This window comes from Staphylococcus sp. GDX8P54P (assembly GCF_017893165.1).
Lineage (GTDB): Bacteria > Bacillota > Bacilli > Staphylococcales > Staphylococcaceae > Staphylococcus > Staphylococcus borealis.
Genome location: NZ_JAESMM010000047.1, coordinates 60,386 through 82,356 on the forward strand (window position 1 = coordinate 60,386; position 21,971 = coordinate 82,356).

A 21,971-nucleotide genomic window follows, 5' to 3' on the forward strand; every position below is an offset into this window, starting at 1 on the left:
ATGCTTAATGGCAGAACTCAACCCCCACATGACGGTTACGCTTGTGGGGGTGTTTATATTGTTATGTTAATTACTTATATATCGTTTTAAATGTTTAGCGGTTACTGAATTGTCGATATTGAAAATACCATCGGGTTCGCCCGCATAAAGTAATTGACCACCTTTATCTCCGGCATAGGGGCCGATATCAATTAACCAATCCGCCTGAGTCATCATCGTTAAATTATGCTCAATCAAGATAACTGTATTACCTTCGTCAATAAGATGATTAAAACAATCAATAAGGATTGGCAAATCATCTTCATGTAATCCAGTTGTTGGCTCATCAAAGATAAAGAGCTTGTTCGTCACGTCTTGAGTAAGGTAACGACTCAGTTTCACACGTTGAATTTCACCACCTGAAAGTGTATCTAATGATTGTCCTAAAGTCATGTAATTGAGCCCTGTATCCGCTAATGCTTGAAGCGGTCGCGTGATACTTGGACTATCACTAAATTTATCAATGGCCTCATCCACAGTTAATGCTAAAATATCCGCAATAGAATAACCTTCTACTTTAGCTTCTAACACTTCTGGACGATATCTTGTTCCACCACATAACTCGCAGATTTGTGAAAAGTCTGGCATAAACGCAAGTTCAGTTTTTAAGACGCCTTTGCCATGACATTCTGGACATGCACCTTCTGAATTATAGCTAAACAGACTTTTTTTAAGACCAGTGTGTTGGCTGAAGAAACTGCGCACATCGTCAAAGATACCTAGATAAGTGAGTAAATTAGAACGATTAGATGCATGAACAGGTTTCTGATCAATAAAAATAGCATTTGAGTTACGTTCAAATCCTGCAGAAATGAGTGAACTTTTACCTGAACCCGCAACACCTGTAACGACAGTCATCGCATGTTTAGGTAGTTCAGTTGAGACATTTTGTAAGTTATTACGACTAATATTTGAAATTTGAAGCATGTCTTTTGCCGTACGTGGTGTCGTTTTGAGTTGATGTTCACGATTTAATGCGCGACCAGTACTCGTGTCCGAAGCGAGTAGTGCGTTGTACGAGCCAGTAAATGTAATGTCACCGCCGTTTTTACCGGCTAAAGGACCTAAATCAATAATGTGGTCAGCTGTCTTAATTACATCTGGGTCATGTTCCACAACAAGCACCGTATTACCTTTATCTTTTAAGGATTGAATGATGTCATTAATGCGTTGAATGTCTTCTGGATGTAGTCCAACACTTGGTTCGTCAATAATGTATACAAGATCGCTTAGAGGACTATTTAAATGACGAATGAGTTTGATACGTTGTGATTCACCGCCAGATAGGGAAGTCGTTTCCCGTGCAAGTGTTAAATAGTTCAATCCGATATAACTTAACGCTTCTAGTTGTTTTTTGAGTGGCTCTATGATCACACGTGCCTTGTCGGATTTTATTTTCCTTAAAAAGGCTAACGCCTCATCAATTTGTAGGTTTGTGAATTCTGCAATATTTAAACCATTAATTTTACAACTTAGCACAGAGTCATTAAGACGTTGACCATGGCAATTAGGACAGTCATGTTTCGATACGACACGGTCGATGTCTTCCTTAAAACGTTTCTTTTCAAAATTATCATTGAGTAGAAATGAACGACGAAAACGATGGATTAATCCTTCAAATTTCGCAGTCCTTGGCCAATTTGAGGGCGGGTTCTTTAATTTGGTTGGTTCAGTATACAGAAAGGTATCCATTTCTTCTTTCGTGTAATCCTTTAGTTTCTTATCATTATCAAATAAACCTGTATATAAATAACGTTTACCACGCCAACTGTCTGGTCTAAATGAAGGGAATTTAATTGCATCTTCATTCAGTGATTTATCATAATCAAGCAATTCATTTAAATCTATATCTTCAACGTAGCCTAAGCCCGAACATGTTTCGCACATTCCTTTAGGATTATTAAAAGAAAAGATATCAGAGTAACCTACAAAGGGTTCGCCAATACGTGACCATAGAAGACGTACGGACGCGTAAATATCAGAAATCGTACCTACAGTTGAACGAGAATTACCGCCAAGACGTTTTTGATTGATAATCATAGCAACCGGAAGATGTTTAATTTGGTCAACATCAGGTTTCTCATATTGTGTGAGTTGATGTTGCACATAACTTGAATACGTTTCATTTAACAATCTTTCGGATTCTGCAGCTACAGTATTGAAGACGAGGGAAGACTTCCCTGAACCTGAACGACCTGTAAATACTGTTAATTTATGCTTTGGAATGGTTACATTTATATTATTTAAGTTGTTTTGTTTAGCACCAACAATCTCTATGTTAGACATAATTTCACCTCTTAATGAGAAATGTATATTTTAAGGTTCTAAAGGCTTAATTTTGACATCTAAATTAAAGTATTCTTTTAGCAAAGCGCGATAGTTGTCAGAAGTTACGTCGTACTTATCTTTACGATCTTGTTTACTTAGTGTGAGATGTTGTAATGACATCGTAGCACGACCAAATGACTGAGGTTGCGTAACAATCAGTTGTTGCACAAATATAGAATCTGGGTGTTCTGAATTATATTGAATCATATCCGCAAAATCTTCGACTTGTTTGGGGGGGAAACGCGCTTCGTAACGCGTGACCCATGTACCATTTTCAAGCTTTTGAATACAATAGGTACCGTCATGTTCTGAAATCGCACGAAATTCGCCTGTAATATCTGTCACAGGATGAGTAGGGTCGGTATTGGTAATAGGTAAAGCTTGTAAAGGTAAATCTCCAAAACCTACGTCTGCAACATAACTGACACCATCAATTGGGACTACAAGTGACATATGTGAACCTTCTGGACTACGATTGCCATTCGGCTGTTCGACTGTCGCAGACATGCGATATACGGTAAACCCTTTGGCTTCAAGGTAAGTCCCAAAGAAATGATTCATTTCGTAACAGAAACCGCCACGGTGTTGAATAATGAATTTATCATATAAATCATCAATTTCTACGGAGATAGGTATGCCATTTTGGACATTAATATTTTCAAAAGGAACCGTAAGCATGTATTGCTTAATATAATAATTGAGTGCTTCAAGTGTAGGTGATTGATGAAGTGAAGCATCTATGTGTAAATAGCGTTCGATAGTTTGAATGTTCATTAGATGAGGACTCCTTTTTAAGTGCGTTTAGTTATCCATACCCTATAAAAAGTTGAATGACGCATATAAGCAATGAATAGAAAGTGGTTCTAAACACTTGAGTGCCACTAATGTAGCGTGCTTAGAACCACTTTGAGTTTAAATTAAAATTGTAAATAACTTAAAGGTTATAATTCTTGTTTATTGAAAATGGCTATTGAAAGGAAATAAGAAGCCACCAAGCAAATGATGCCAAGTAGTGCATATAATCCTATGAAAAGGAAATCTGTAGGATTTGTTCCTAAATCAGAGAATGATCCTGAACGTACCACAGCTGATATAATGACACCAAAGTAAGTAATAAAGAATAAAATAAGAACGATAACAGATGTTGAAATCATGATGACATTTGAATTTTCTGGACCGAATTTAAAGGTTAACGGGAACATGATAGCGTATGTGCCTGCAGCACCTATACCAACTAAACCTGAAATAAGTGTTAACATCAAATTTTGGTGTATTGCCAATACTGCGATTAAGCCAATAATTAATCCGATGACGATGAGTATGCCGTAAAATGCAAAGTAGCTTTTAATATAAGCGCTACGATGTGATGGCAATGTTGAGATATAGTACATCCATTTAGAATCTTTTTCGCGTTTCAAGTTATCTGTCACTGGTGACAATAAGAAAAGCATTGGTAAGAAACATGCCATTGCTGGATTTATAAACGCGAATAAGACACTAGCTACAATGGCTACAATGAAATATGTGATAAGTGACTTTTTAGATGCATAGAAACTACTTAAAATAAGACCTTTCATTATTTATCACCTCTCATAATTAATTTTGTTGCGTCATCAATAGTGTTAAGTGAGTGCGCATTTGTAACGCGTGACCAATCATTAATTAAGATTTGACGTTTACCGTGTCTTACTCTTGAGGCAATGATGATGTCTTGTGGAATGTCTATATCATTTTGTTCCTCAATTTCTACAATACCGTATTGTTTTAACAATGCTTCCTTATTTTCTTGAAGGACAACTTCACCATCACGCATAAACACTAATTGTGTAGCGAGATGCTCAATATCTTCAGAAATATGAGATGAAATGAGAATACCATTGCCTTCTGAAATATAGTCTTCCAACATTTCAATGACTTCTTCACGTCCTGATACGTCCATACCCGCAGTAGCCTCATCCAGAATGAGTAACTTTGTATCATGCGCTAAAGCCATAGCTAAGGCTGCTTTCATACGCATCCCTCTTGAGAACGTCTTAATTTGCGCGTTAGTTGGTAATTCGAAACGCTGAATGACTTCAAAGAAACGATCACTGTTCCATGTTTTGAAAATATTCGCAAAAACCTTATCCATATCTTTAATTTCGAGTTTATCAGGCACACGTAAGTCATCAAATACAACGCCAATATGCTCTTTGTATGCATAATCCTTATCTGAGACAACTTGATCAAAAAATGAAATCTCTCCAGAATCTTTAAAACGGTTACCAACTAATGTATTAATCAATGTTGATTTACCTGAACCATTCTTACCAATTAAACCAATCACTTCACCAGGTCGAAGTGTTAAAGAAATATCTTTCAAATGGAATTGCGATTTCCTATACGACTTGTTGAGATGTTGCACTTGTAGTAGATGTTCCATAATAATCCTCTCTTTCTGTTGATTAGGTTTTGGATTTAATTTAATTAAAGATTAGTTACGTTTATCATAATATAGATTAATTAATAAATAACTAGGATTTGTAAAATTTACGTACTTTTAACATATAACCTAGACTGTTATATGCGAAAATAATAATTAAGAATAATATACCAAGTGTTTGATTTGAACCAGTATCAATAGAGAAGATACCTAAAAATATAATTGCGATCATTAATAATGCGAGGTTAACTTGATAATTTTTGTACATACTGACAAGAGTAATATGACGTTCGCCATCATCCATAAGTGCTAACGTTTTTTCTGTTGCCTTTTTTTCACCTATTTTAGGATAGCGTGAATCGAAACGACGATTGAAAAAGCCTGTCATCATTAAAGGTATGATACTCAATAAATACGGGATGGTTGCGTAAAGTACATCAATATTTGAACCGTGGCCAAAGACAATTAATAAAAGTGCGATAAAACTTATGATTAATTGGATATAAGTGATGATACTCAATTTAATAGAATTCAAATTAGCTTTTTTCTCGTATATATCGGCTTCGTCATCTTCAATCGAATTGAGACTTGAGGTTTTAAATTTAATCGCATCTTTTTGAACTTTCCATAAATAAACGGTAAGACCGATGATAAGTAGTGACGAAATGATACAAATAAGTATCCCGAAATGGGTATGCGATAAATTGATATTTGATAAGAAATTACTAATGCTTCCCATCGAACCGCCAACAATACCACCAATCAATCCACCGAGTACAAGTAAAAGTAGATTACGTCTTACTTTCATAAATCTCCCTCCTCAAATATAAAGACATTTTCAACTGGTTCATTGAATATACGCGCAATTTTAACGGCTGTTAAAATGGACGGCATAAAATCATTCCGTTCAATCAAAGAAACTGTTTGGCGTGAGATACCAGCTTTCTTAGCGAGTTGTGTTTGATTGAAGCCATCGCGAGCACGCAATTCTTTAAGACGATTTCGCAATATTCATCAGCTCCTTGTCTATAACGTTACATTATCTTTGTCATTTTGACAAGTATATTAGTCAAAAAGACCTATATTTTTGTCATAAAATTCTAAAAAGTAGCCTTCGGGTTGTCTGAAGTTAGACATCCAGAAGGCTTGTTTTACCGTGATTTACGATTCGATAGGACCCATTGATTTAAATCGTTAAGGCGATATTTTGTGACGATGGTTTGATTGACTTCATCCAATGTAATCGAAGATAAAGTGGAGATAAGTGTATGTTCAATTGTATTTAATGCATGACTAACTACACACATTTCTGCTTTTTGGCCTTCCTTTTCACCTAAGAAGGGCTTCAATAATTGCTGACTAGAAAAGATCGCGTCTCGACCTTCTATTGCTAGAAAAACATCATAAAATGTGATTTGATTTAAAGGCTTATTTAAAGAAAAGCCGCCATTTTTGCCTGTAGAAGAATTAACGAGATCTTCTTTAACAAGAGCTTTAATAATCTTCTTTAAATAAGAATCAGAAACATTTAAACGATCACTTAACGCGGTAGAGGTCATCACGCTATGTTTGGGTAGTAGGTTCAACATTAATAGAACATAGACGGCTTGCTCCCATCCTTTAGATAATTTCATAATAGTCCTCCAATGATAGACGTTTCTTTCATTATAAAATATAATATAAAAATTTTATATATTATGATTGAAAAATATAAAGGGTGCATTATAATACTATTTAAAGACAACGAATATCTTAATTATCTTTAATAAATGACTAGGAGATGACATCTATGAATTTACATCAACGTTCGCATTTATACTTCTATATATGTATCATTTTGACGACCCTATGTATGGGCTCTTCTTTTCCAACTGGGAAATACCTCATCTCAATTGAACACGTGCCACCCATGCTACTCGGGGGATGGCGTTTTACTATAGCCGGACTGATTATCTTAGTAGTTTTATTGTTGAAAAGGGGCGTTAAAAACACATTACCATCAATTGATCATAATAGTTACAAAGGCTTTATATTTGTCGCTACAATCGGTTTATTACAAACGGCTGGAACAATGGGATTATTAAATATAGCAATGTCATTGGGTGTATCCTCTTCAATGTCAGCTGTTTTACTGTTTACCAATCCATTATGGTTAGCTGTTCTTGCGCATTTCATACTGAAAGAGCGGTTAACAATGATTAAAATGGTTGCACTCGTGATTGGTGTGATTGGTGTTACGATATGTTTAGGGTTAGACCGTACTTTGCTAGGGTGGGGTGCGTGTGTCGCATTACTTGGTTCACTATGTTGGTCATGTAATACTGTTGTGACTAAGCAATTTAAGTTTGATAAAGGTGCATGGGTATTAACGGGATGGCAATTATTATTTGGCGGCATCATCATGTTCTTGATTAGCCAATTGTTAGGGGAACGTTATCACATTGAACAATTGAATGGTTGGGGATGGTTATGGTTTTGGTGGCTTGTGTTTCCAGCGTCTATTGGATCATTTGGATTATGGTTTAGTAGTTTGAATTTACGTGGTGCCACTATTTCGAGTAGTTTTTTATTTTTAGTGCCCTTATTTTCAACCATTTTTTCAATTATAGGGTTAGGTGAACCTTTCACATTACACATTATGTTAGGCGGATTGTGTGTTGTAATCGCATTGATTGCGATTAATTATTCGCCACATCACCTAAGAATTTAAGATAATAAATGTTTGAAAAATCGAATGATCGCACTAAATAGTTCTAGGATAATATTAATTATGAGTTCCCAAAGTGGTTGTTTGGATTTATCTTTTTTAGATTCAGACATCATATCACTCCTATGCTAGTTAGATTAACATAGCGACATTTTGATTGAAAATGTTACATATATGGAAGGTTTTCGAAATACTACATACTTAAAATTATCTTAATATTAATACAATGAAAATATATGAAAACTTGCGAATACTGACTTAAGAAAATCAAAAACTCTGAATAAACCTCTTCACATGGTACCTATTTTTTTGTAAGATAGCACTCGTATTATTTTTGAGCGCGATATAAAAGGAGGTAGCAAGATGAAAGGTAACAGAATGATGTTCTTTATATTCATGTTAGGTACATTTACAGTTGGCATGGCAGAGTATGTTGTAACTGGATTATTAACTCAAATTGCAAGTGACATGAAAGTATCTATTTCAAGTGCAGGATTATTAATTAGTGTATATGCCGTAAGTGTTGCGCTAATTGGGCCATTCATGCGTATATTCACAATGAATGTGCGTGCCAAACGATTATTACCGATTTTAGTGGCCATATTTATCGGAAGTAACGTGGTAGGGATGTTGGCACCTAACTTTCAAATATTACTGTTATCACGATTGTTGTCAGCGTCAATGCATGCACCCTTCTTTGGCGTATGTATGAGTGTCGCTGCAGCCGTTGCACCTCGTGGTAAACAACCACAAGCGATTGCACTTGTGCAAGCTGGCTTAACCATCGCGGTTATGATTGGTGTACCATTTGGTTCATTCTTAGGTGGATTTGCAAACTGGAGAGTCGTCTTTGGCGTTATGATTGGTTTAGCTGTGATGACGATGTTAGGTATGTTGAAATTTGTACCAGATGTATCACTTAGCACAGAATCTAATGTGAAAAATGAATTGAAAGTATTCAAAAATCCACATATTTTAATTGTGATGTCTATTATCGTCTTTGGTTATTCAGGTGTCTTCACAACGTATACCTTTATGGAGCCAATGATTCATAACTTCGCACCTTTTAAAATCGTCGGCCTAACGATCTGTTTATTTATGTTTGGTTTAGGTGGCGTGTTAGGGAACTTAATTACTGGGAATGTGCCAGAACCTAAATTGACGAAATATTTATTCTATACGTTTTTATTATTATTTTTAACCATCGTATTATTTGTCACTTTCGTGCATCATACGATCTTAGCAATTATAATTTGCTTCTTATTCGGATTTGGTACATTTGGTACGACACCCTTATTAAATAGTAAGATTATATTAAGTGCCAAAGAAGCACCACTACTTGCAAGCACATTAGCAGCATCTATCTTTAATGTTGCGAACTTCTTAGGCGCAATTATCGGGTCTATTTTATTATCAGTTGGTTTACCTTATTTAATGATTACCTTTGTGTCAGGTGGCATTATTATTCTAGGTATTTTAATTAATACAGTTAATTATTTCTATGAAAAGAAACATATCGAATTTGAAACATAATGCTTTAGTCGAAGTAACACCTCTAAGCTCAGTTGGTCATTATACTGATATTAGAGGTGTTTCATTATGTTTAATCCGATTCAAATTTTAATGTGGGTTCATACATTTCGTGGTTGAAATGATGTTTAGAAAATTGACGTAAATCATTGATAAATGTATGGATATTACGATCTAATTTCTCTTTCGTTCTAACGATGATAATACGTTTATCGTCAGAAGTTGTTTCGTATTTATCGTCATAGATTCTTGCAGCTATAGAAAATTTAGAGATATAATTCTCCAAAGATTCATAGCAATTTAATAAATCGCGAATAGGTTTATTGGATTCTTCTTCATGGTGACTCATAGTACCCAATAATTCTTGAATTTGATCGTCTAATTTTACAAAAAGTTCTTTAACATCATCACACTTCTCTAATGTTTGCGGCTTATTGATTAAAGCATTCGTTTCGCTTAAATGAATTTTACTTATTTTAGAAGCTTTGTAAGCAGTTAAATCGATCATACTCAAAATGTCATTTTTATAATCTTCACGTTTTTCTTCTTTTTCTTTAGTGATTTGATATTTAATGCCCCAAAATGTCCCAATTAGCGCAAAGATACCTCCGACAATCGCTGCTAAAAATTCGCTCATAAAGATGAACTCCCTTCCTGATGTGGATATTTACACATATATTGTACATTATCCGGGCGGTATGAGAAGAAAAATTATTGCTGAACTTTAAAATTAACGACTTGTGGAATGTTAGACAAATCGTTATTGGTAATGAAATCAATCAAAAGTTGCGCGCCTTCTTCTTGAATGTCTTTGACAACAGGTGCGTTGGCGAACATGTTGTAATTGCCACCACCTACAGCACGATAGTTGTTGACACAAATGGTATAAGTTTTATCACTGATAAGTGGTTCATTGCCAACCTTAATATCAGTTACGCGTTGACCAATAGGTTCTCCTACATGAATGGTATAAGTGATACCGCCATACATGTCATAGTTAAAATGCTGTGGTTTTGGATATAAAAAAGCATCATTAATGGTTATTTCGTTTTCGTCATTAAGTGCGAAATAGCTTGCTGATTTTTCTAAAGCGTCTTTAATACCTGCACCAGTGAGTTTCAAAACTTGAAACGTATTTGGAAATGGATAATTATTGATGATTTCTCGCATTGTAATACGTGTATTAAATCCGGCTGCTGAGTCAAAGAGCGCCGTACTTGCAATATCAGCACCACTGTTCTCTAGTAACATAACATTGATTAAATTAATGAGTGGATGAGGTTTCATTCGAGCCTTAAACTTGCCTTCTACTAACATAGGTTCTGGTAGGGTCGTAATTTCTGTATCTAGCCAGTCCTCTAATTGTGTTAATAGCTTAGCATCTTCGGGTAACAGGCTGAAATCTTTATCAGGCATTACAGGCAATAATGTACTTTCTTTATGACTAATGCGGTTACGATCATCAATTGTTAGCGTTACTTTACCGACTTGTGTGGCACGTGTTCCAGGTTGTATAACGGCGGTGTCATACTTCACTGTTGCGATATCGCGGTGTTGATGACCTGTAATTAAGACATCGATACTTTTATGGAAACGACGTAGAATTTCAGACGCTTCATTTTCTCCAGTTAAATCTTCAGTCGGCACATCTGTATCTACATCACACTCGAATCCACCATGATATGACACGACAACGATGTCAGCTTTATTACGGACATTCGGTAATACTTGTGCGAGTGTTTCAACCGCACTTTTAAATGTTAAGCCTTCGATATGATGTGGTTGTTCCCAGTTCGGAATATATTGTGTAGTTAGACCGATCACGCCCACGATGAGGTCTCCCTTTTCAAAATAATGCACACCTTCACCTGTAAAAGGTTGATGTTGTGAATCTAAAATATTCGCGCATAACACTGGATAGTTAAGGGTTTGGAGTGTGTCGTTAAGGTATGTCAGGCCGTAATTAAATTCATGGTTTCCAATTGTTCCGAAATCAAAATTTAAACGATTGTATATGGTTGTTAATGGTTCGCTAGTCTGTAATTTAGACACTAAATAATTACAAAATGGTGCGCCTTGTAAGAAATCGCCATTATCAATTTTGAAATGAATATCGTCATGTTTGCTTGATGTTTCAATTAACTGATTCGCATATAACAACCCCATAGGTAACTGTTGATTTGCATGTGAAAAATCAGTAGGGAAAATATAGCCGTGAACATCACTCACGATATAAAGACCAAGTTGCGTCATATGTAACATCCTTTCATTAGAACAATAAAATAATAGTCATCATTATATGATATGCATGAGCACACATCTTGAATAAATGTTATATAAAGAAATTATAGTAAAAAAGTCAGGCAAATTAGATTTTAAAGAAAAAATTTAGAAATGATTTACAATAATTTAACGATATAAATAAATTTTATATAAAATTCATGATAATTAAATATTATTTCAAGTAATATTGTGCTAATCTTATATTGTCATATAAATTGACAAATTACACGATTTTATACATATCGAACGGGGGCATTACAGTTATGAAGCAAATGAAGTATCTTTTAGTGCTTGCTTTAACAGTTATTATTTTTGCGGCGGCGTGTGGAAATAATAGCTCATTAGACAGCAAGAATAAAAGCACTGACAGCGGATCAGATTCTAGTAAAGATGGTTACACACCTAAGGAATTAACGGTACAATTTGTGCCATCACAAAATGCAGACACACTTGAAGCAAAAGCAAAGCCACTTGAAAAATTGTTATCTAAAGAATTAGGAATTCCAGTAAAGGTATCTGTATCGACAAACTATAATACAATCGTTGAAGCGATGAAATCTAAAAAAGTGGATGTTGGATTCCTTCCACCAACAGCGTACACGTTAGCACATGATCAAAAAGCAGCAGACTTGTTGTTAAAAGCACAACGTTATGGCGTTAATGAAGATGGTTCTAATTCGAAAAAATTAGTAGATGACTATAAATCAGAAATATTAGTTAAAAAAGATTCTGGTATCAATAGCCTAAAAGACTTAAAAGGCAAAAAGATTGCATTACAAGATGTAACTTCTACAGCAGGATACACATTCCCTATCTCAACACTTAAAGAAGAAGCGGGTATTGATGCAACGAAAGATATGAAGATTGTTAATGTGAAAGGACACGACCAAGCAGTCATTTCATTACTTAACGGTGATGTTGATGCGGCAGCAGTATTCCAAGACGCACGTACCATCGTTAAAAAGGACCAACCAAATGTATTTAAAGATACTAAGATTATTAAATTAACAGAACCTATTCCAAATGACACGATTTCAGTACGTCCGGATATGGATAAGAAATTCCAAGATAAACTTAAAAAAGCATTTAAAGATATCTCTAAAACAAAAGAAGGTCACAAAATTATCAGTGAAGTATATTCTCACGAAGGATATACAGACGCGAAAGATTCAGACTTTGATATTGTAAGAAAATATGAAAAACAAGTTCAAGATATGAAATAAGCGTAGAATAATATTAAAAGAAGCTATAATACGATTAAAAAGTATTTAAATTTAGTCTAATAAACATTGTAGATAAACAAGGGACAAAGAAGTGCAAGGTCAAAAATAATATTTTTGAAGCTACGCAATAAATTCACAGTAGCTGACTGAACTGAGATATCGCTTATATCAAGCATTTCTCAGTTCTAATCATTCTTGCGGACGAGCCCCAGCATAAAAAATCGCGAAAGTGATTTTACAAGCAAAGCAAGCTGGGAGTCGATGACGAATTCTTGAAGAATTCTGTCTCACGAAGTTCTTTGTAAAAAATAAAGGGTGCTATTTAAATGAGTCAAATTGAATTTAAAGATGTCAATAAAGTATATCCCAATGGTCATGTAGGATTAAAAGATATCAATTTGAATATTGAAAAGGGAGATTTTGCAGTTATTGTTGGCTTATCGGGTGCAGGTAAATCAACGCTATTAAGATCCGTCAATCGACTGCATGATATTACATCCGGAGATATTCTTATTGAAGGTAAATCGATTACTAAAGCGAAAGGTAAATCGCTATTAATGATGCGTCGTAATATTGGCATGATTTTCCAACACTTTAATCTTGTGAAACGATCATCTGTATTGCGTAATGTGTTAAGTGGCCGTGTTGGTTATCATCCAACTTGGAAGATGGTGTTAGGTCTTTTCCCAAAAGAAGATAAAGTGAAGGCAATGGATGCGCTAGAGCGCGTGAATATTCTAGATAAATATGATCAGCGTTCTGATGAATTGTCTGGTGGTCAGCAACAACGTATTTCAATTGCACGTGCATTAGCACAAGAACCTGCAATTATCTTAGCGGATGAACCTGTTGCGTCATTGGATCCTCTTACAACAAAGCAAGTTATGGATGATTTAAAGAAAATTAATGAAGAATTAGGTATTACAATTCTAATTAACTTACACTTTGTAGATTTAGCGCTTGAATATGGTACGCGTATCATAGGTCTACGTGCAGGAGAACTTGTATATGATGGACCTGTTGAAGAAGCAACAGAAGCAGTCTTTAATGATATTTATGGCCGTAAGCTTAAAGATGACGAGAAGCTAGGGGTGGATTAAAATGACAACGCCTACTACGCATAAATATGATCAATATTTAAATAAAAAAATGTCACTTAAAACAAGTTTTACAGTGCTTATCGTTGTTGCTTTAGTTGTATGGAGTTTCTTATACACGGGCTTTAGCTTTGCCGATTTAATGGTAGGGTTACCTCAAATTGGTTCATTCTTTGGACAAATGGTGCCACCAGACTGGGCATATATACATACAATATTGAAACCGATGTTAGACACCATTCGAATGGCTATTGTTGGGACATTTTTAGGTGCGATTGTGTCTATACCAATTGCGCTAATTTGTGCAAGCAATATCATTAAAACAAAATGGGTTTCGATTCCCGCACGTTTTATTCTAAATATTGTGCGTACGATACCTGATTTATTATTAGCTGCTATCTTTGTAGCTGTCTTCGGTATTGGTCAAATCCCAGGTGTATTAGCGCTATTTATCTTAACAATCTGTGTAATTGCCAAATTACTATATGAATCACTAGAAACCATCGATCCAGGACCGATGGAAGCTATGACGGCAGTCGGCGCAAATAAAATAAAGTGGATTGTCTTTGGCGTTGTGCCACAAATTATGTCAACTTTCTTCTCATATGTGTTATTCGCATTTGAAATTAATATTCGCGCTTCAGCTGTACTTGGCCTTGTGGGTGCTGGTGGTATCGGATTGTTTTACGATTCAACACTAGGCTTATTCCAATATCCTAAAACTGCGATGATTATCCTGTTTACACTTGTTATTGTTGTAATTATTGACTATGCAAGTTCGAAAGTGAGGGAACAACTCGCATGACACAGAGTACAAACAAGCTAGAACAAAAGTATCCTGTTAAATCAAAACAACAAAAACAAAAATTAATTAAAAATTGGATTATAGCTATTGTTGTTTTAGGAATTATAGCGTGGGGCTTTGTAGGGATGCCCGCCTTAGAATTAAAATCAAAATCTATCGAAATTTTAAAATCTATCTTTAACGGCTTATTCCATCCAGATTGGGATTATGTGTATATTCCTGCGGGTGAGGATTTATTACGTGGATTACTTGAAACATTTGCAATTGCGGTGATAGGTACATTTATTGCTGCGGTCATATGTATTCCATTTGCTTTTCTAGGTGCACGAAATTTCATCAAAGTTCGCCCGGTAACAGGCATGACTAAATTGATATTAAGTGTGATTCGTGTATTTCCAGAAATCGTTATGGCGCTCATTTTCATTAAAGCAGTTGGTCCAGGCTCATTTTCAGGTGTATTAGCTTTAGGTATTCATTCAGTAGGGATGCTCGGAAAATTATTCGTCGAAGATATTGAAAGATTAGATTTTACTTCAGTAGAAGCACTGAAAGCGAGTGGTGCGAATAAGACTAAGACACTTATTTTTGCAATCATACCACAAATATTACCATCATTTTTATCACTCGTATTATATCGCTTTGAATTGAATTTACGTTCTGCATCCATTTTAGGTTTGATTGGTGCTGGCGGTATCGGTACACCACTCATTTTCGCCCTTCAAACACGTTCTTGGGATCGAGTAGGAATTATTTTAATCGGTTTAGTGATTATGGTAGCTATTGTCGATTTGATTTCAGGCGCAATACGTAAGCGAATAGTATAGATTGAATAGGGTCGAGTAAATATTAAAACGTATTTATTCGACTCTTTTTATATAGAGATGTTTAAAATATAGAGAGTCGATAATACATATAGTAGTTAATAAAATGCATGCACATGCATGAATATGGGTGTGCATTTTCAAAATGAAAGGAGATATAGAATGAATGTATTAGTTGTAGGTGCAAACGGTGCTGTAGGACGTAAAGTAGTAGCACAGTTGAAAGACACTGAACATAAATCCGTAGCTTTGGTACGTAAAGACGAACAAGTATCTGAATTAGAAAGTGTAGGCGCAGACAAAGTCGTAGTTGCTGACTTAGAAGGTGACATCTCTAATGCCTTTGATGACGTTGATGCTGTTATCTTTGCAGCTGGATCTGGTGGTAGTACTGGCTCAGATAAGACACTTCTTGTGGACCTTTGGGGTTCTAAAAAAGTGGTCGATGCAGCAAGCAAAAATGGCGTAAAAAAATTAGTACAATTAAGTGCAACAGATAGTCCAGACCCAGATAACGAGTCTGATGTGATGAGACCATACGCTGTTGCCAAACATATGTCTGATTACTATATTGAACAATCAGACTTGAATTATACCATCGTACGTCCAGGACCATTACAAAATGATGAAGGTACTGGCAAAATCGATGCTTCTTTCTCAATTGAAGGAGACCCAAATGGTTACACAATTCCACGAGATGATGTTGCAACAACATTAATCAACGCATTAGATATAACGCAATTAGATAAACAAGTGGTCTATATTCAATCAGGTGATACTACTATTAGAGAAGTATTAGAACAATTAAAATAAGATAGTTTATAATATAGAGAAACCCATGGGGGAGATAATGCACGCGATATGAGTGTTATCTCGCTACCATGGGTTTCGTGTTATGATTTGAACACATCACGTAAGGTATTTTCAAAAGTGACTTTAACTTCGTTATAGAAATGACGTCCTTTATCTGTCATAGCAGCGTAAACATCACGTTTATCCTCACTACAACCTTGTCGTCGTATCACACCACAATCTTTTGATTCCATTCTTGTTGCTAATCTAGACATTGCACTTTGACTCAAACCAACTTTCGTTTGTAACACTTTCAACGGTAATTGATGATGTTCTGCACAATCTAAATACATTAAGACATAGAATTCTTTTAATGCAAGATGATGGTGAGACATTAAATCGTGTTCTAACTGCTTTGAAACGTTATTGTATATGGATGTAAATTCTAGCCATTCATTTACTAATTCATTTGCCATAGTTATGCCTCACATTTATTTCTTAGTCTGTTTTTTAATATTATAACAATAATTAAAATAAGCTAGCGACATAATAAACTAAATAATTAATTTAACATTGGTAGCGTTAATCATAATAGCGTTAGATAGACAAATGAGTTGAACGCTCCCGAAACTTACAGAGTTGTAATTTTGGGCTTTCTCCCTAAAAATCTTAAGTTAAATATGTTTACATATAATTGAGGTGAGTGATTATGGAAGATGTAAAAGACAAATATAACTACAGACATGACGACGATTACGGTAGCAGAAATGAAAATATTGCATCGTCTATTAGTTATTTAAGCGTATTTTTTGCACCAGTACTATTACCAATTGTAATGTGGATCATCGCTGACCAACCAGTATCAACCCACGCACGTAAAGCGTTGTTTAACCATATTTTAACTTGGATTTGCTTTGCATTAGCGCCATTCGCATTGATGATATCTGCTAGCTTTATGGGCAACGCTTCAACAAATATGGATAGTTGGGTTGTATTTGGTTCATGGGTAATTGCCGTTATACTAGGTTTAGTCGGTGTTTATTTATTCATTCAAAATATCGTTAGAGGCATTAAACTCTTATTAGTTTAGAATTATAAAAAAGAAGCTATCGCTAGGTGAGACCACCTATTGCGATAGCTTCTTTACTTATCATATGCATAAAAGAAATGCTTTAGTAATAAAAGTAACAGATAATTAGAAAAATATAGTTATTGTTTATTTCATAAGTTGACGTCTAAGGCTAATTACACCTACACCTAATATAAAAGCTAAAATACTGTAAACAAATGGTGTTGTTGAAGTGCGTTCGCCCGTCATAGGTAATTCGTGATGTAATGAAGATTGACTCGCTTCTTGTTGAGAATGCGTTGCTTGTTTACTAAGTTGTGTATTCATTTGTGATTGTGGTGACTGCGCTTGTTGTTTAACTAAATGATGCTTTTCTGCGTAACCATTGAAGCCCATGTCATTATCTTCAGCTTGATGTTTATCTGGATCTTGTTGTGCGTTCGTCTTAGATGATTGATTAACTAACCCGTGTTGTTCTGCATAACCATTGAATCCCATATCGTTATCCTCAGCTTGATGTTTATCTGGATCTTGTTGTGCGTTTGTCTTAGATGTTTGATTAACTAACCCGTGTTGCTCTGCATAACCATTGAAGCCCATGTCATTATCTTCAGCTTGATGTTTATCTGGATCTTGTTGTGCGTTCGTCTTAGATGTTTGATTAACTAACCCGTGTTGTTCTGCATAACCATTAAAGCCCATGTCATTATCTTCAGCTTGATGTTTCGTAGTGTCATTGTTGCTAGTTACATCATGGTTAAACCCAGGATCAATATCATTGTTGTCATCAACATCGTGGTTAAACCCAGGATCTACGTTGTTGTTATCTTGATTGTTCGTAGTGTCATTGTTACTAGTTACATCATGGTTGAAACCAGGATCTGTATCATTGTTGTCATCAACATCATGGTTAAACCCAGGATCTACACTGTTGTTACTACCTTGAGATGTTATAGGTTGACCATTATTATCGTGATTGAACGCTTGGTCAATGTTGTTTGTTGCTGCAAAAGCATGGCCATGTGACATAAGTAATAGTGATGATGTTACTAATGTTGTTCCGAAAGCATATTTAAAACGTCTTTTAATCAATTCATCCACTCCCTAGTAAATAGCATTCTTCATACATAAAGATGATTATTTAATAATTAAAAATATCATAAATATGTATATTTATAACTTAACACAATAATTTAAATTCAACCTTAATATCTTCTATCAACTGAATGACAGTTTTCTCATATACACATTTATCACATTATTGTGCTACGATATATACGACTTTTGAAAATAGGAGAGGATGTATGATGCAATTACGTGCAGTAACCGAAGCGGATTTGTCTTCACTAATTGAATTAGAAAATGAAGGTTTTACATCTGATGAAGCAGCTACACCAGAAGCATTAAAAGAGAGAATCGGTAAAATACCTGATACATTCATCATAGCTGAAAATGCGGGCCAAATTCTTGGCTATATTAATGGGCCTGTGATTACGCAACGTTATATAACTGATGACTTATTTGAAACGAGTGAGCGCAATCCTGAATATGGTGGCTATCTTAGTATACTTGGATTAGTTGTTAGTAAAAGTAGCCAAGGACAAGGCATTGCCGGGCAATTATTAAAAGCATTTGAGGATTTGGCTAGACAACATTCAAGACATGCCGTAACACTAACTTGTCGCGAAACATTAGTGCCTTTTTATGAACATTACGGCTATATTAATGAAGGAGCGTCAACGTCACAACACGCGGGTATAAAGTGGTATAACATGGTTAAAGAAGTATAATTAGATGTCTTAGAATGAATATAGTAGTATATGAAGATATATATGGTTTGTAGTACTTCAGTAAATAATACGTTTCATGGGCTTCACACATTAGAAATCAATTTGTGTATGCCCATTTTTTTAATGATTTTGTCTATCATAACATCTCTAGGCGATCTCGTTAAAAATTAACAAACACTGTTATTGAATTGACCAACTGTATGAAGGACACCATCGAAAAAGTAATTTCAAATCAACTATGTATTGTTTGAAATATAATAATTACCAAAACTTAAAAAATTCAAAAACTCTATTTTAATAGGAAGAAACTCGTTCTGAAGAATGTGTTTTTTCCTATTTTTAATTTAAAAATAGCTCTAATTACTAAAGAAATAATAAAGCGATAGATCTGTCATGCTTACAATATTGTTATACCGATTAAATAAATGAATTTAAATACAAATAAATGAATATTATCATCTCAATCCAGTATATATAAATAAGCATTACAACTGATTCATCTTAAAGAAACTTACTAACCAAGTAATAATTTGATTGAAACAAAAATAATGAAAATAAAAATAATGAATAAATCATGCATACTTTTGAATTTTACAAAATATAATATAGAAAAACCTTATATAAATGAATTCTAATTTTGTTGCAATTTGCATGTGAAGGGTAATATAATAGCATAAATTCAAATTAATTGTGGTCAATTAGTAGATGGGGAAGTAATTGGAAAATAGAGGAGAGTATTATGTCGAAAAAAGAGAGAAATTTTAAACGATCCTTTGGTGAAGCAAAAGCAAGGGTGAAACTATATAAATCTGGAAAACAATGGGTTAAAGCGGGTATTAAGGAAATTCAACTACTTAAAATGTTGGGTTTACCATTCTTAAATAAAGATGTAGAAGAAATTAGCAATTTAGAAACAAATCATAATGAGCGATTAAAAAAACAAGCCATGAGAGCAACTGGCTTAGTAGGCGGTGCCTTTACCTTTACGATGCTTAATGACCATCAGGCATATGCTGCTTCTGAGACACCTATGACTTCAGAAATTTCATCCACGAGTGCAACAGTAGCAAATCAACAATCAACTGCGATTACTAAATCAGAAACTTCCGAGTCTACTGAAACAACAAGTAAAAGCACTGTAGAAAGTACAAGCGATAAGAATTCAGTAGAAACGACTTCTAATAAAGCGGCATCTAACGCTAATTCATCCACGAGTACAACGTCTACTTCGGAACAAGAAGCACCTAAGTCAGAAGCTGCTTCTTCGGAAAAACAAATTGAAAAGAATTCTGGAAATGCATCGAATAGTGATAAAAGTAAAGAGACAAGTACGTCTGAAGAAAAAAAGAGCAGTACGAATTCTTTAGAAAAAGACACTTCTACTAACAGCACATCAGAAAAAAGTAATAAAATTTCTTCAAGTAGCAATAAAGAATCATTAAGTAACTCAAATGAGAATAACTCAAAAGGAAGTACGCGTACTGAAGCATCACTAACGTCAAATAATGCCCCAAAAAGTGTGACATCTTCAACGCACACTACAGAAAGCAATAAAAACGAAGATTTAGGATCTGCCTTATTTACTACTAATTCAACAAGTTCATCCACAAGTCCAACTAAGTTAAGAACGTTTAGTAGATTGGCAGTAAATACACTTGCAGCAACAACAGCAGCGACTAGTCAAACTAACACATATACAGGAGTTGGATCTTCAAAATTTAGTAATGGTACAAACTATCCGATTTACTATAGGGTAACAGTAACGAATAATGGTGATGGAACAGTAACTTTTAGATATACAATCACCTATGACAATCCGAATACTACTGCTACTATTGAAAAGCCAGGAGTGACAACAGATACCAATGTAACTAATCCTAATCAGCCAATGATTACTTTAGGTAGTGGTTATAGTGCAATAACTAAAGTAAAGCAAGGATACACTGATCCAAACTATAATTTTATAACAAATGTTAAAACAACTACTCCGACAGTTGTGACTAAAGGGGACGGGTATACTTGGACCGGAGCAACGTTAAGTAAATATTATGTGTCTCAAGGCTACGGCGTTACTGCGGAATTTACGGTGAATATAAATAATCCTAGCGGAGATTTATCATTTAAAATATCCCCTTCAGCTAGCTATGCATTAGATTCATCATATGTGAACTACTTTGATAACGCTACAATTAATAATGTAGAGCCGAGTACATCAACCAGTCAATCAACCAGTTTATCTAATAGTGTAATAAAAAGTCAGAGCCAATCAAGAAGTGAAAGTGTAGCCAAAAGTGAAAGTGATTCAAAAAGCACAAGTACAAGCAAAGTTAATAGCGAAAATGCATCAAGAAGTGAAAGTGTAGCCAAAAGTGAAAGTGACTCAAGAAGTACGAGTACATCATTAAGTGATTCGACAAAAGCGAGTACGTCATTGAGTGCATCAACATCAACGAGTGTGAGTGACTCAACAAGTGCAAGTACATCATTAAGTGCGTCAACATCAACAAGTGTGAGTGACTCAACAAGTGCAAGTACATCGTTAAGTGAGTCAACATCAACGAGTGTGAGTGACTCAACAAGTGTGAGCACATCATTAAGTGGATCAGAAAGTACGAGTCTTTCAGACTCATTAAGTGAAAGCACATCAGATAGTGCATCAACATCAACAAGTGTGAGCGATTCAACAAGCGCAAGCACATCAGATAGTGCATCAACATCAACAAGCGTGAGTGACTCAACAAGTGCAAGTACATCAGAAAGTGAGTCAACATCAACAAGTGTGAGTGACTCAACAAGCACAAGTACATCAGATAGTGCATCAACATCAACAAGTGTGAGCGATTCAACAAGCACAAGCACATCAGATAGTGCATCAACATCAACAAGCGTGAGTGACTCAACAAGTGAAAGCACATCATTAAGTGCATCAACATCAACAAGCGTGAGTGACTCAACAAGCGCAAGCACATCATTAAGTGCGTCAACATCAACAAGTGTGAGTGATTCAACAAGTATGAGCACATCATTAAGTGGATCAGAAAGTACGAGTCTTTCAGACTCATTAA

General features: G+C 35.1%; 21 protein-coding genes. 10 read left to right on the forward strand and 11 right to left on the reverse strand.

Annotated elements, in window-relative coordinates:
* Nucleotides 1-66: 66 nt before the first annotated feature.
* From KA909_RS11985 to KA909_RS12015, 7 genes are all read right to left on the reverse strand, one after another.
* A complete protein-coding gene (locus KA909_RS11985) occupies nt 67-2,325 on the reverse strand; it encodes an ATP-binding cassette domain-containing protein (RefSeq protein WP_193838805.1) in 2,259 nt (752 codons plus the stop codon).
* Between the two features lie 30 nt (nt 2,326-2,355).
* Nucleotides 2,356-3,141 (reverse strand): arylamine N-acetyltransferase family protein, encoded by a 786-nt coding sequence (locus KA909_RS11990; protein WP_210130265.1) that lies wholly within the window; start codon nt 3,139-3,141, stop codon nt 2,356-2,358.
* 167 nt (nt 3,142-3,308) lie between these two features.
* Complete coding sequence (locus KA909_RS11995; protein ID WP_193838807.1) at nt 3,309-3,944, reverse strand: ABC-2 transporter permease; 636 nt, start codon at nt 3,942-3,944, stop codon at nt 3,309-3,311.
* Entirely contained in the window at nt 3,944-4,789 is an 846-nt protein-coding gene (locus KA909_RS12000; RefSeq protein WP_193838808.1) for an ABC transporter ATP-binding protein, read from the reverse strand. Before KA909_RS12000 ends, KA909_RS11995 begins: the two co-directional genes overlap by 1 nt.
* 91 nt (nt 4,790-4,880) lie before the next feature.
* The gene (locus tag KA909_RS12005; RefSeq protein ID WP_210130266.1) at nt 4,881-5,597 is read right to left on the reverse strand and encodes a DUF3169 family protein; all 717 of its coding nucleotides are present in this window, start codon (nt 5,595-5,597) and stop codon (nt 4,881-4,883) included.
* The gene (locus KA909_RS12010; RefSeq protein ID WP_053030021.1) at nt 5,594-5,797 is read right to left on the reverse strand and encodes a helix-turn-helix transcriptional regulator; all 204 of its coding nucleotides are present in this window, start codon (nt 5,795-5,797) and stop codon (nt 5,594-5,596) included. The genes KA909_RS12005 and KA909_RS12010 overlap by 4 nt, the downstream gene beginning before the upstream one ends.
* 143 nt (nt 5,798-5,940) lie before the next feature.
* Nucleotides 5,941-6,423 carry an RrF2 family transcriptional regulator gene (locus tag KA909_RS12015; protein ID WP_193838810.1) on the reverse strand — a complete coding sequence of 161 codons (483 nt, stop codon included), beginning with the start codon at nt 6,421-6,423 and terminating at the stop codon, nt 5,941-5,943.
* A gap of 155 nt (nt 6,424-6,578) precedes the next feature.
* Between KA909_RS12015 and KA909_RS12020 the strand changes: the two genes are divergently transcribed.
* Both KA909_RS12020 and KA909_RS12025 read left to right on the forward strand, forming a co-directional pair.
* On the forward strand, nt 6,579-7,499 hold the full coding sequence (locus KA909_RS12020; RefSeq protein WP_193838811.1) for a DMT family transporter: 921 nt from the start codon (nt 6,579-6,581) through the stop codon (nt 7,497-7,499).
* Nucleotides 7,500-7,859: 360 nt separating this feature from the next.
* The gene (locus tag KA909_RS12025) at nt 7,860-9,029 is read left to right on the forward strand and encodes an MFS transporter (RefSeq protein WP_193838812.1); all 1,170 of its coding nucleotides are present in this window, start codon (nt 7,860-7,862) and stop codon (nt 9,027-9,029) included.
* Between the two features lie 70 nt (nt 9,030-9,099).
* Here KA909_RS12025 and KA909_RS12030 read toward each other — a convergent pair whose 3' ends face one another.
* Entirely contained in the window at nt 9,100-9,663 is a 564-nt protein-coding gene (locus KA909_RS12030) for a hypothetical protein (RefSeq protein WP_053030017.1), read from the reverse strand.
* Nucleotides 9,664-9,737: 74 nt separating this feature from the next.
* Entirely contained in the window at nt 9,738-11,279 is a 1,542-nt protein-coding gene (locus KA909_RS12035) for a bifunctional metallophosphatase/5'-nucleotidase (RefSeq protein ID WP_210130267.1), read from the reverse strand.
* Between the two features lie 293 nt (nt 11,280-11,572).
* Here KA909_RS12035 and KA909_RS12040 point away from each other — a divergent pair, with 293 nt between their 5' ends.
* The 5 genes from KA909_RS12040 to KA909_RS12060 all read left to right on the forward strand — a co-directional run bounded on the left by KA909_RS12040 (nt 11,573) and on the right by KA909_RS12060 (nt 16,068).
* A complete protein-coding gene (locus tag KA909_RS12040; protein WP_193838814.1) occupies nt 11,573-12,532 on the forward strand; it encodes a phosphate/phosphite/phosphonate ABC transporter substrate-binding protein in 960 nt (319 codons plus the stop codon).
* A 326-nt stretch (nt 12,533-12,858) separates the two neighbouring features.
* Entirely contained in the window at nt 12,859-13,632 is a 774-nt protein-coding gene (phnC, locus tag KA909_RS12045; RefSeq protein WP_053030014.1) for a phosphonate ABC transporter ATP-binding protein, read from the forward strand.
* A gap of 1 nt (nt 13,633) precedes the next feature.
* The gene (gene phnE, locus KA909_RS12050; RefSeq protein WP_228480656.1) at nt 13,634-14,434 is read left to right on the forward strand and encodes a phosphonate ABC transporter, permease protein PhnE; all 801 of its coding nucleotides are present in this window, start codon (nt 13,634-13,636) and stop codon (nt 14,432-14,434) included.
* Complete coding sequence (phnE, locus tag KA909_RS12055) at nt 14,431-15,258, forward strand: phosphonate ABC transporter, permease protein PhnE (RefSeq protein WP_193838815.1); 828 nt, start codon at nt 14,431-14,433, stop codon at nt 15,256-15,258. The genes phnE (KA909_RS12050) and phnE (KA909_RS12055) overlap by 4 nt, the downstream gene beginning before the upstream one ends.
* Before the next feature lie 159 nt (nt 15,259-15,417).
* Nucleotides 15,418-16,068, forward strand: coding sequence for an SDR family oxidoreductase (locus KA909_RS12060; RefSeq protein ID WP_193838816.1), 651 nt, complete (start codon nt 15,418-15,420; stop codon nt 16,066-16,068).
* A gap of 80 nt (nt 16,069-16,148) precedes the next feature.
* Here the strand turns inward: KA909_RS12060 and KA909_RS12065 are convergent, their stop codons facing one another.
* Entirely contained in the window at nt 16,149-16,523 is a 375-nt protein-coding gene (locus KA909_RS12065; protein WP_053030010.1) for a transcriptional regulator, SarA/Rot family, read from the reverse strand.
* A gap of 233 nt (nt 16,524-16,756) precedes the next feature.
* On the opposite strand from KA909_RS12065, the gene KA909_RS12070 reads away from it, so the two are divergent.
* Nucleotides 16,757-17,137 (forward strand): hypothetical protein, encoded by a 381-nt coding sequence (locus tag KA909_RS12070; RefSeq protein ID WP_193838817.1) that lies wholly within the window; start codon nt 16,757-16,759, stop codon nt 17,135-17,137.
* 126 nt (nt 17,138-17,263) lie between these two features.
* On the opposite strand, the gene KA909_RS12075 is transcribed toward KA909_RS12070, so the two are convergent.
* Complete coding sequence (locus KA909_RS12075; RefSeq protein WP_193838818.1) at nt 17,264-18,208, reverse strand: hypothetical protein; 945 nt, start codon at nt 18,206-18,208, stop codon at nt 17,264-17,266.
* Between the two features lie 215 nt (nt 18,209-18,423).
* Between KA909_RS12075 and KA909_RS12080 the strand changes: the two genes are divergently transcribed.
* Both KA909_RS12080 and KA909_RS12085 read left to right on the forward strand, forming a co-directional pair.
* Nucleotides 18,424-18,906, forward strand: a complete 483-nt coding sequence (locus KA909_RS12080) for a GNAT family N-acetyltransferase (RefSeq protein ID WP_193839940.1) — start codon at nt 18,424-18,426, stop codon at nt 18,904-18,906.
* 739 nt (nt 18,907-19,645) lie between these two features.
* The coding region (locus KA909_RS12085) for a KxYKxGKxW signal peptide domain-containing protein (protein ID WP_210130268.1) at nt 19,646-21,971 on the forward strand (2,326 nt) is incomplete at its 3' end.

Bases quoted from the DNA above. Each gene is read 5' to 3' on its own strand.
- KA909_RS11985 (WP_193838805.1), bottom strand. From the start codon at position 2,325: ATGTCTAACATAGAGATTGTTGGTGCTAAACAAAACAACTTAAATAAT.
- KA909_RS11990 (WP_210130265.1), bottom strand. From the start codon at position 3,141: ATGAACATTCAAACTATCGAACGCTATTTACACATAGATGCTTCACTT.
- KA909_RS11995 (WP_193838807.1), bottom strand. From the start codon at position 3,944: ATGAAAGGTCTTATTTTAAGTAGTTTCTATGCATCTAAAAAGTCACTT.
- KA909_RS12000 (WP_193838808.1), bottom strand. From the start codon at position 4,789: ATGGAACATCTACTACAAGTGCAACATCTCAACAAGTCGTATAGGAAA.
- KA909_RS12005 (WP_210130266.1), bottom strand. From the start codon at position 5,597: ATGAAAGTAAGACGTAATCTACTTTTACTTGTACTCGGTGGATTGATT.
- KA909_RS12015 (WP_193838810.1), bottom strand. From the start codon at position 6,423: ATGAAATTATCTAAAGGATGGGAGCAAGCCGTCTATGTTCTATTAATG.
- KA909_RS12020 (WP_193838811.1), top strand. From the start codon at position 6,579: ATGAATTTACATCAACGTTCGCATTTATACTTCTATATATGTATCATT.
- KA909_RS12025 (WP_193838812.1), top strand. From the start codon at position 7,860: ATGAAAGGTAACAGAATGATGTTCTTTATATTCATGTTAGGTACATTT.
- KA909_RS12030 (WP_053030017.1), bottom strand. From the start codon at position 9,663: ATGAGCGAATTTTTAGCAGCGATTGTCGGAGGTATCTTTGCGCTAATT.
- KA909_RS12035 (WP_210130267.1), bottom strand. From the start codon at position 11,279: ATGACGCAACTTGGTCTTTATATCGTGAGTGATGTTCACGGCTATATT.
- KA909_RS12040 (WP_193838814.1), top strand. From the start codon at position 11,573: ATGAAGCAAATGAAGTATCTTTTAGTGCTTGCTTTAACAGTTATTATT.
- phnC (WP_053030014.1), top strand. From the start codon at position 12,859: ATGAGTCAAATTGAATTTAAAGATGTCAATAAAGTATATCCCAATGGT.
- phnE (WP_228480656.1), top strand. From the start codon at position 13,634: ATGACAACGCCTACTACGCATAAATATGATCAATATTTAAATAAAAAA.
- phnE (WP_193838815.1), top strand. From the start codon at position 14,431: ATGACACAGAGTACAAACAAGCTAGAACAAAAGTATCCTGTTAAATCA.
- KA909_RS12060 (WP_193838816.1), top strand. From the start codon at position 15,418: ATGAATGTATTAGTTGTAGGTGCAAACGGTGCTGTAGGACGTAAAGTA.
- KA909_RS12065 (WP_053030010.1), bottom strand. From the start codon at position 16,523: ATGGCAAATGAATTAGTAAATGAATGGCTAGAATTTACATCCATATAC.
- KA909_RS12070 (WP_193838817.1), top strand. From the start codon at position 16,757: ATGGAAGATGTAAAAGACAAATATAACTACAGACATGACGACGATTAC.
- KA909_RS12080 (WP_193839940.1), top strand. From the start codon at position 18,424: ATGCAATTACGTGCAGTAACCGAAGCGGATTTGTCTTCACTAATTGAA.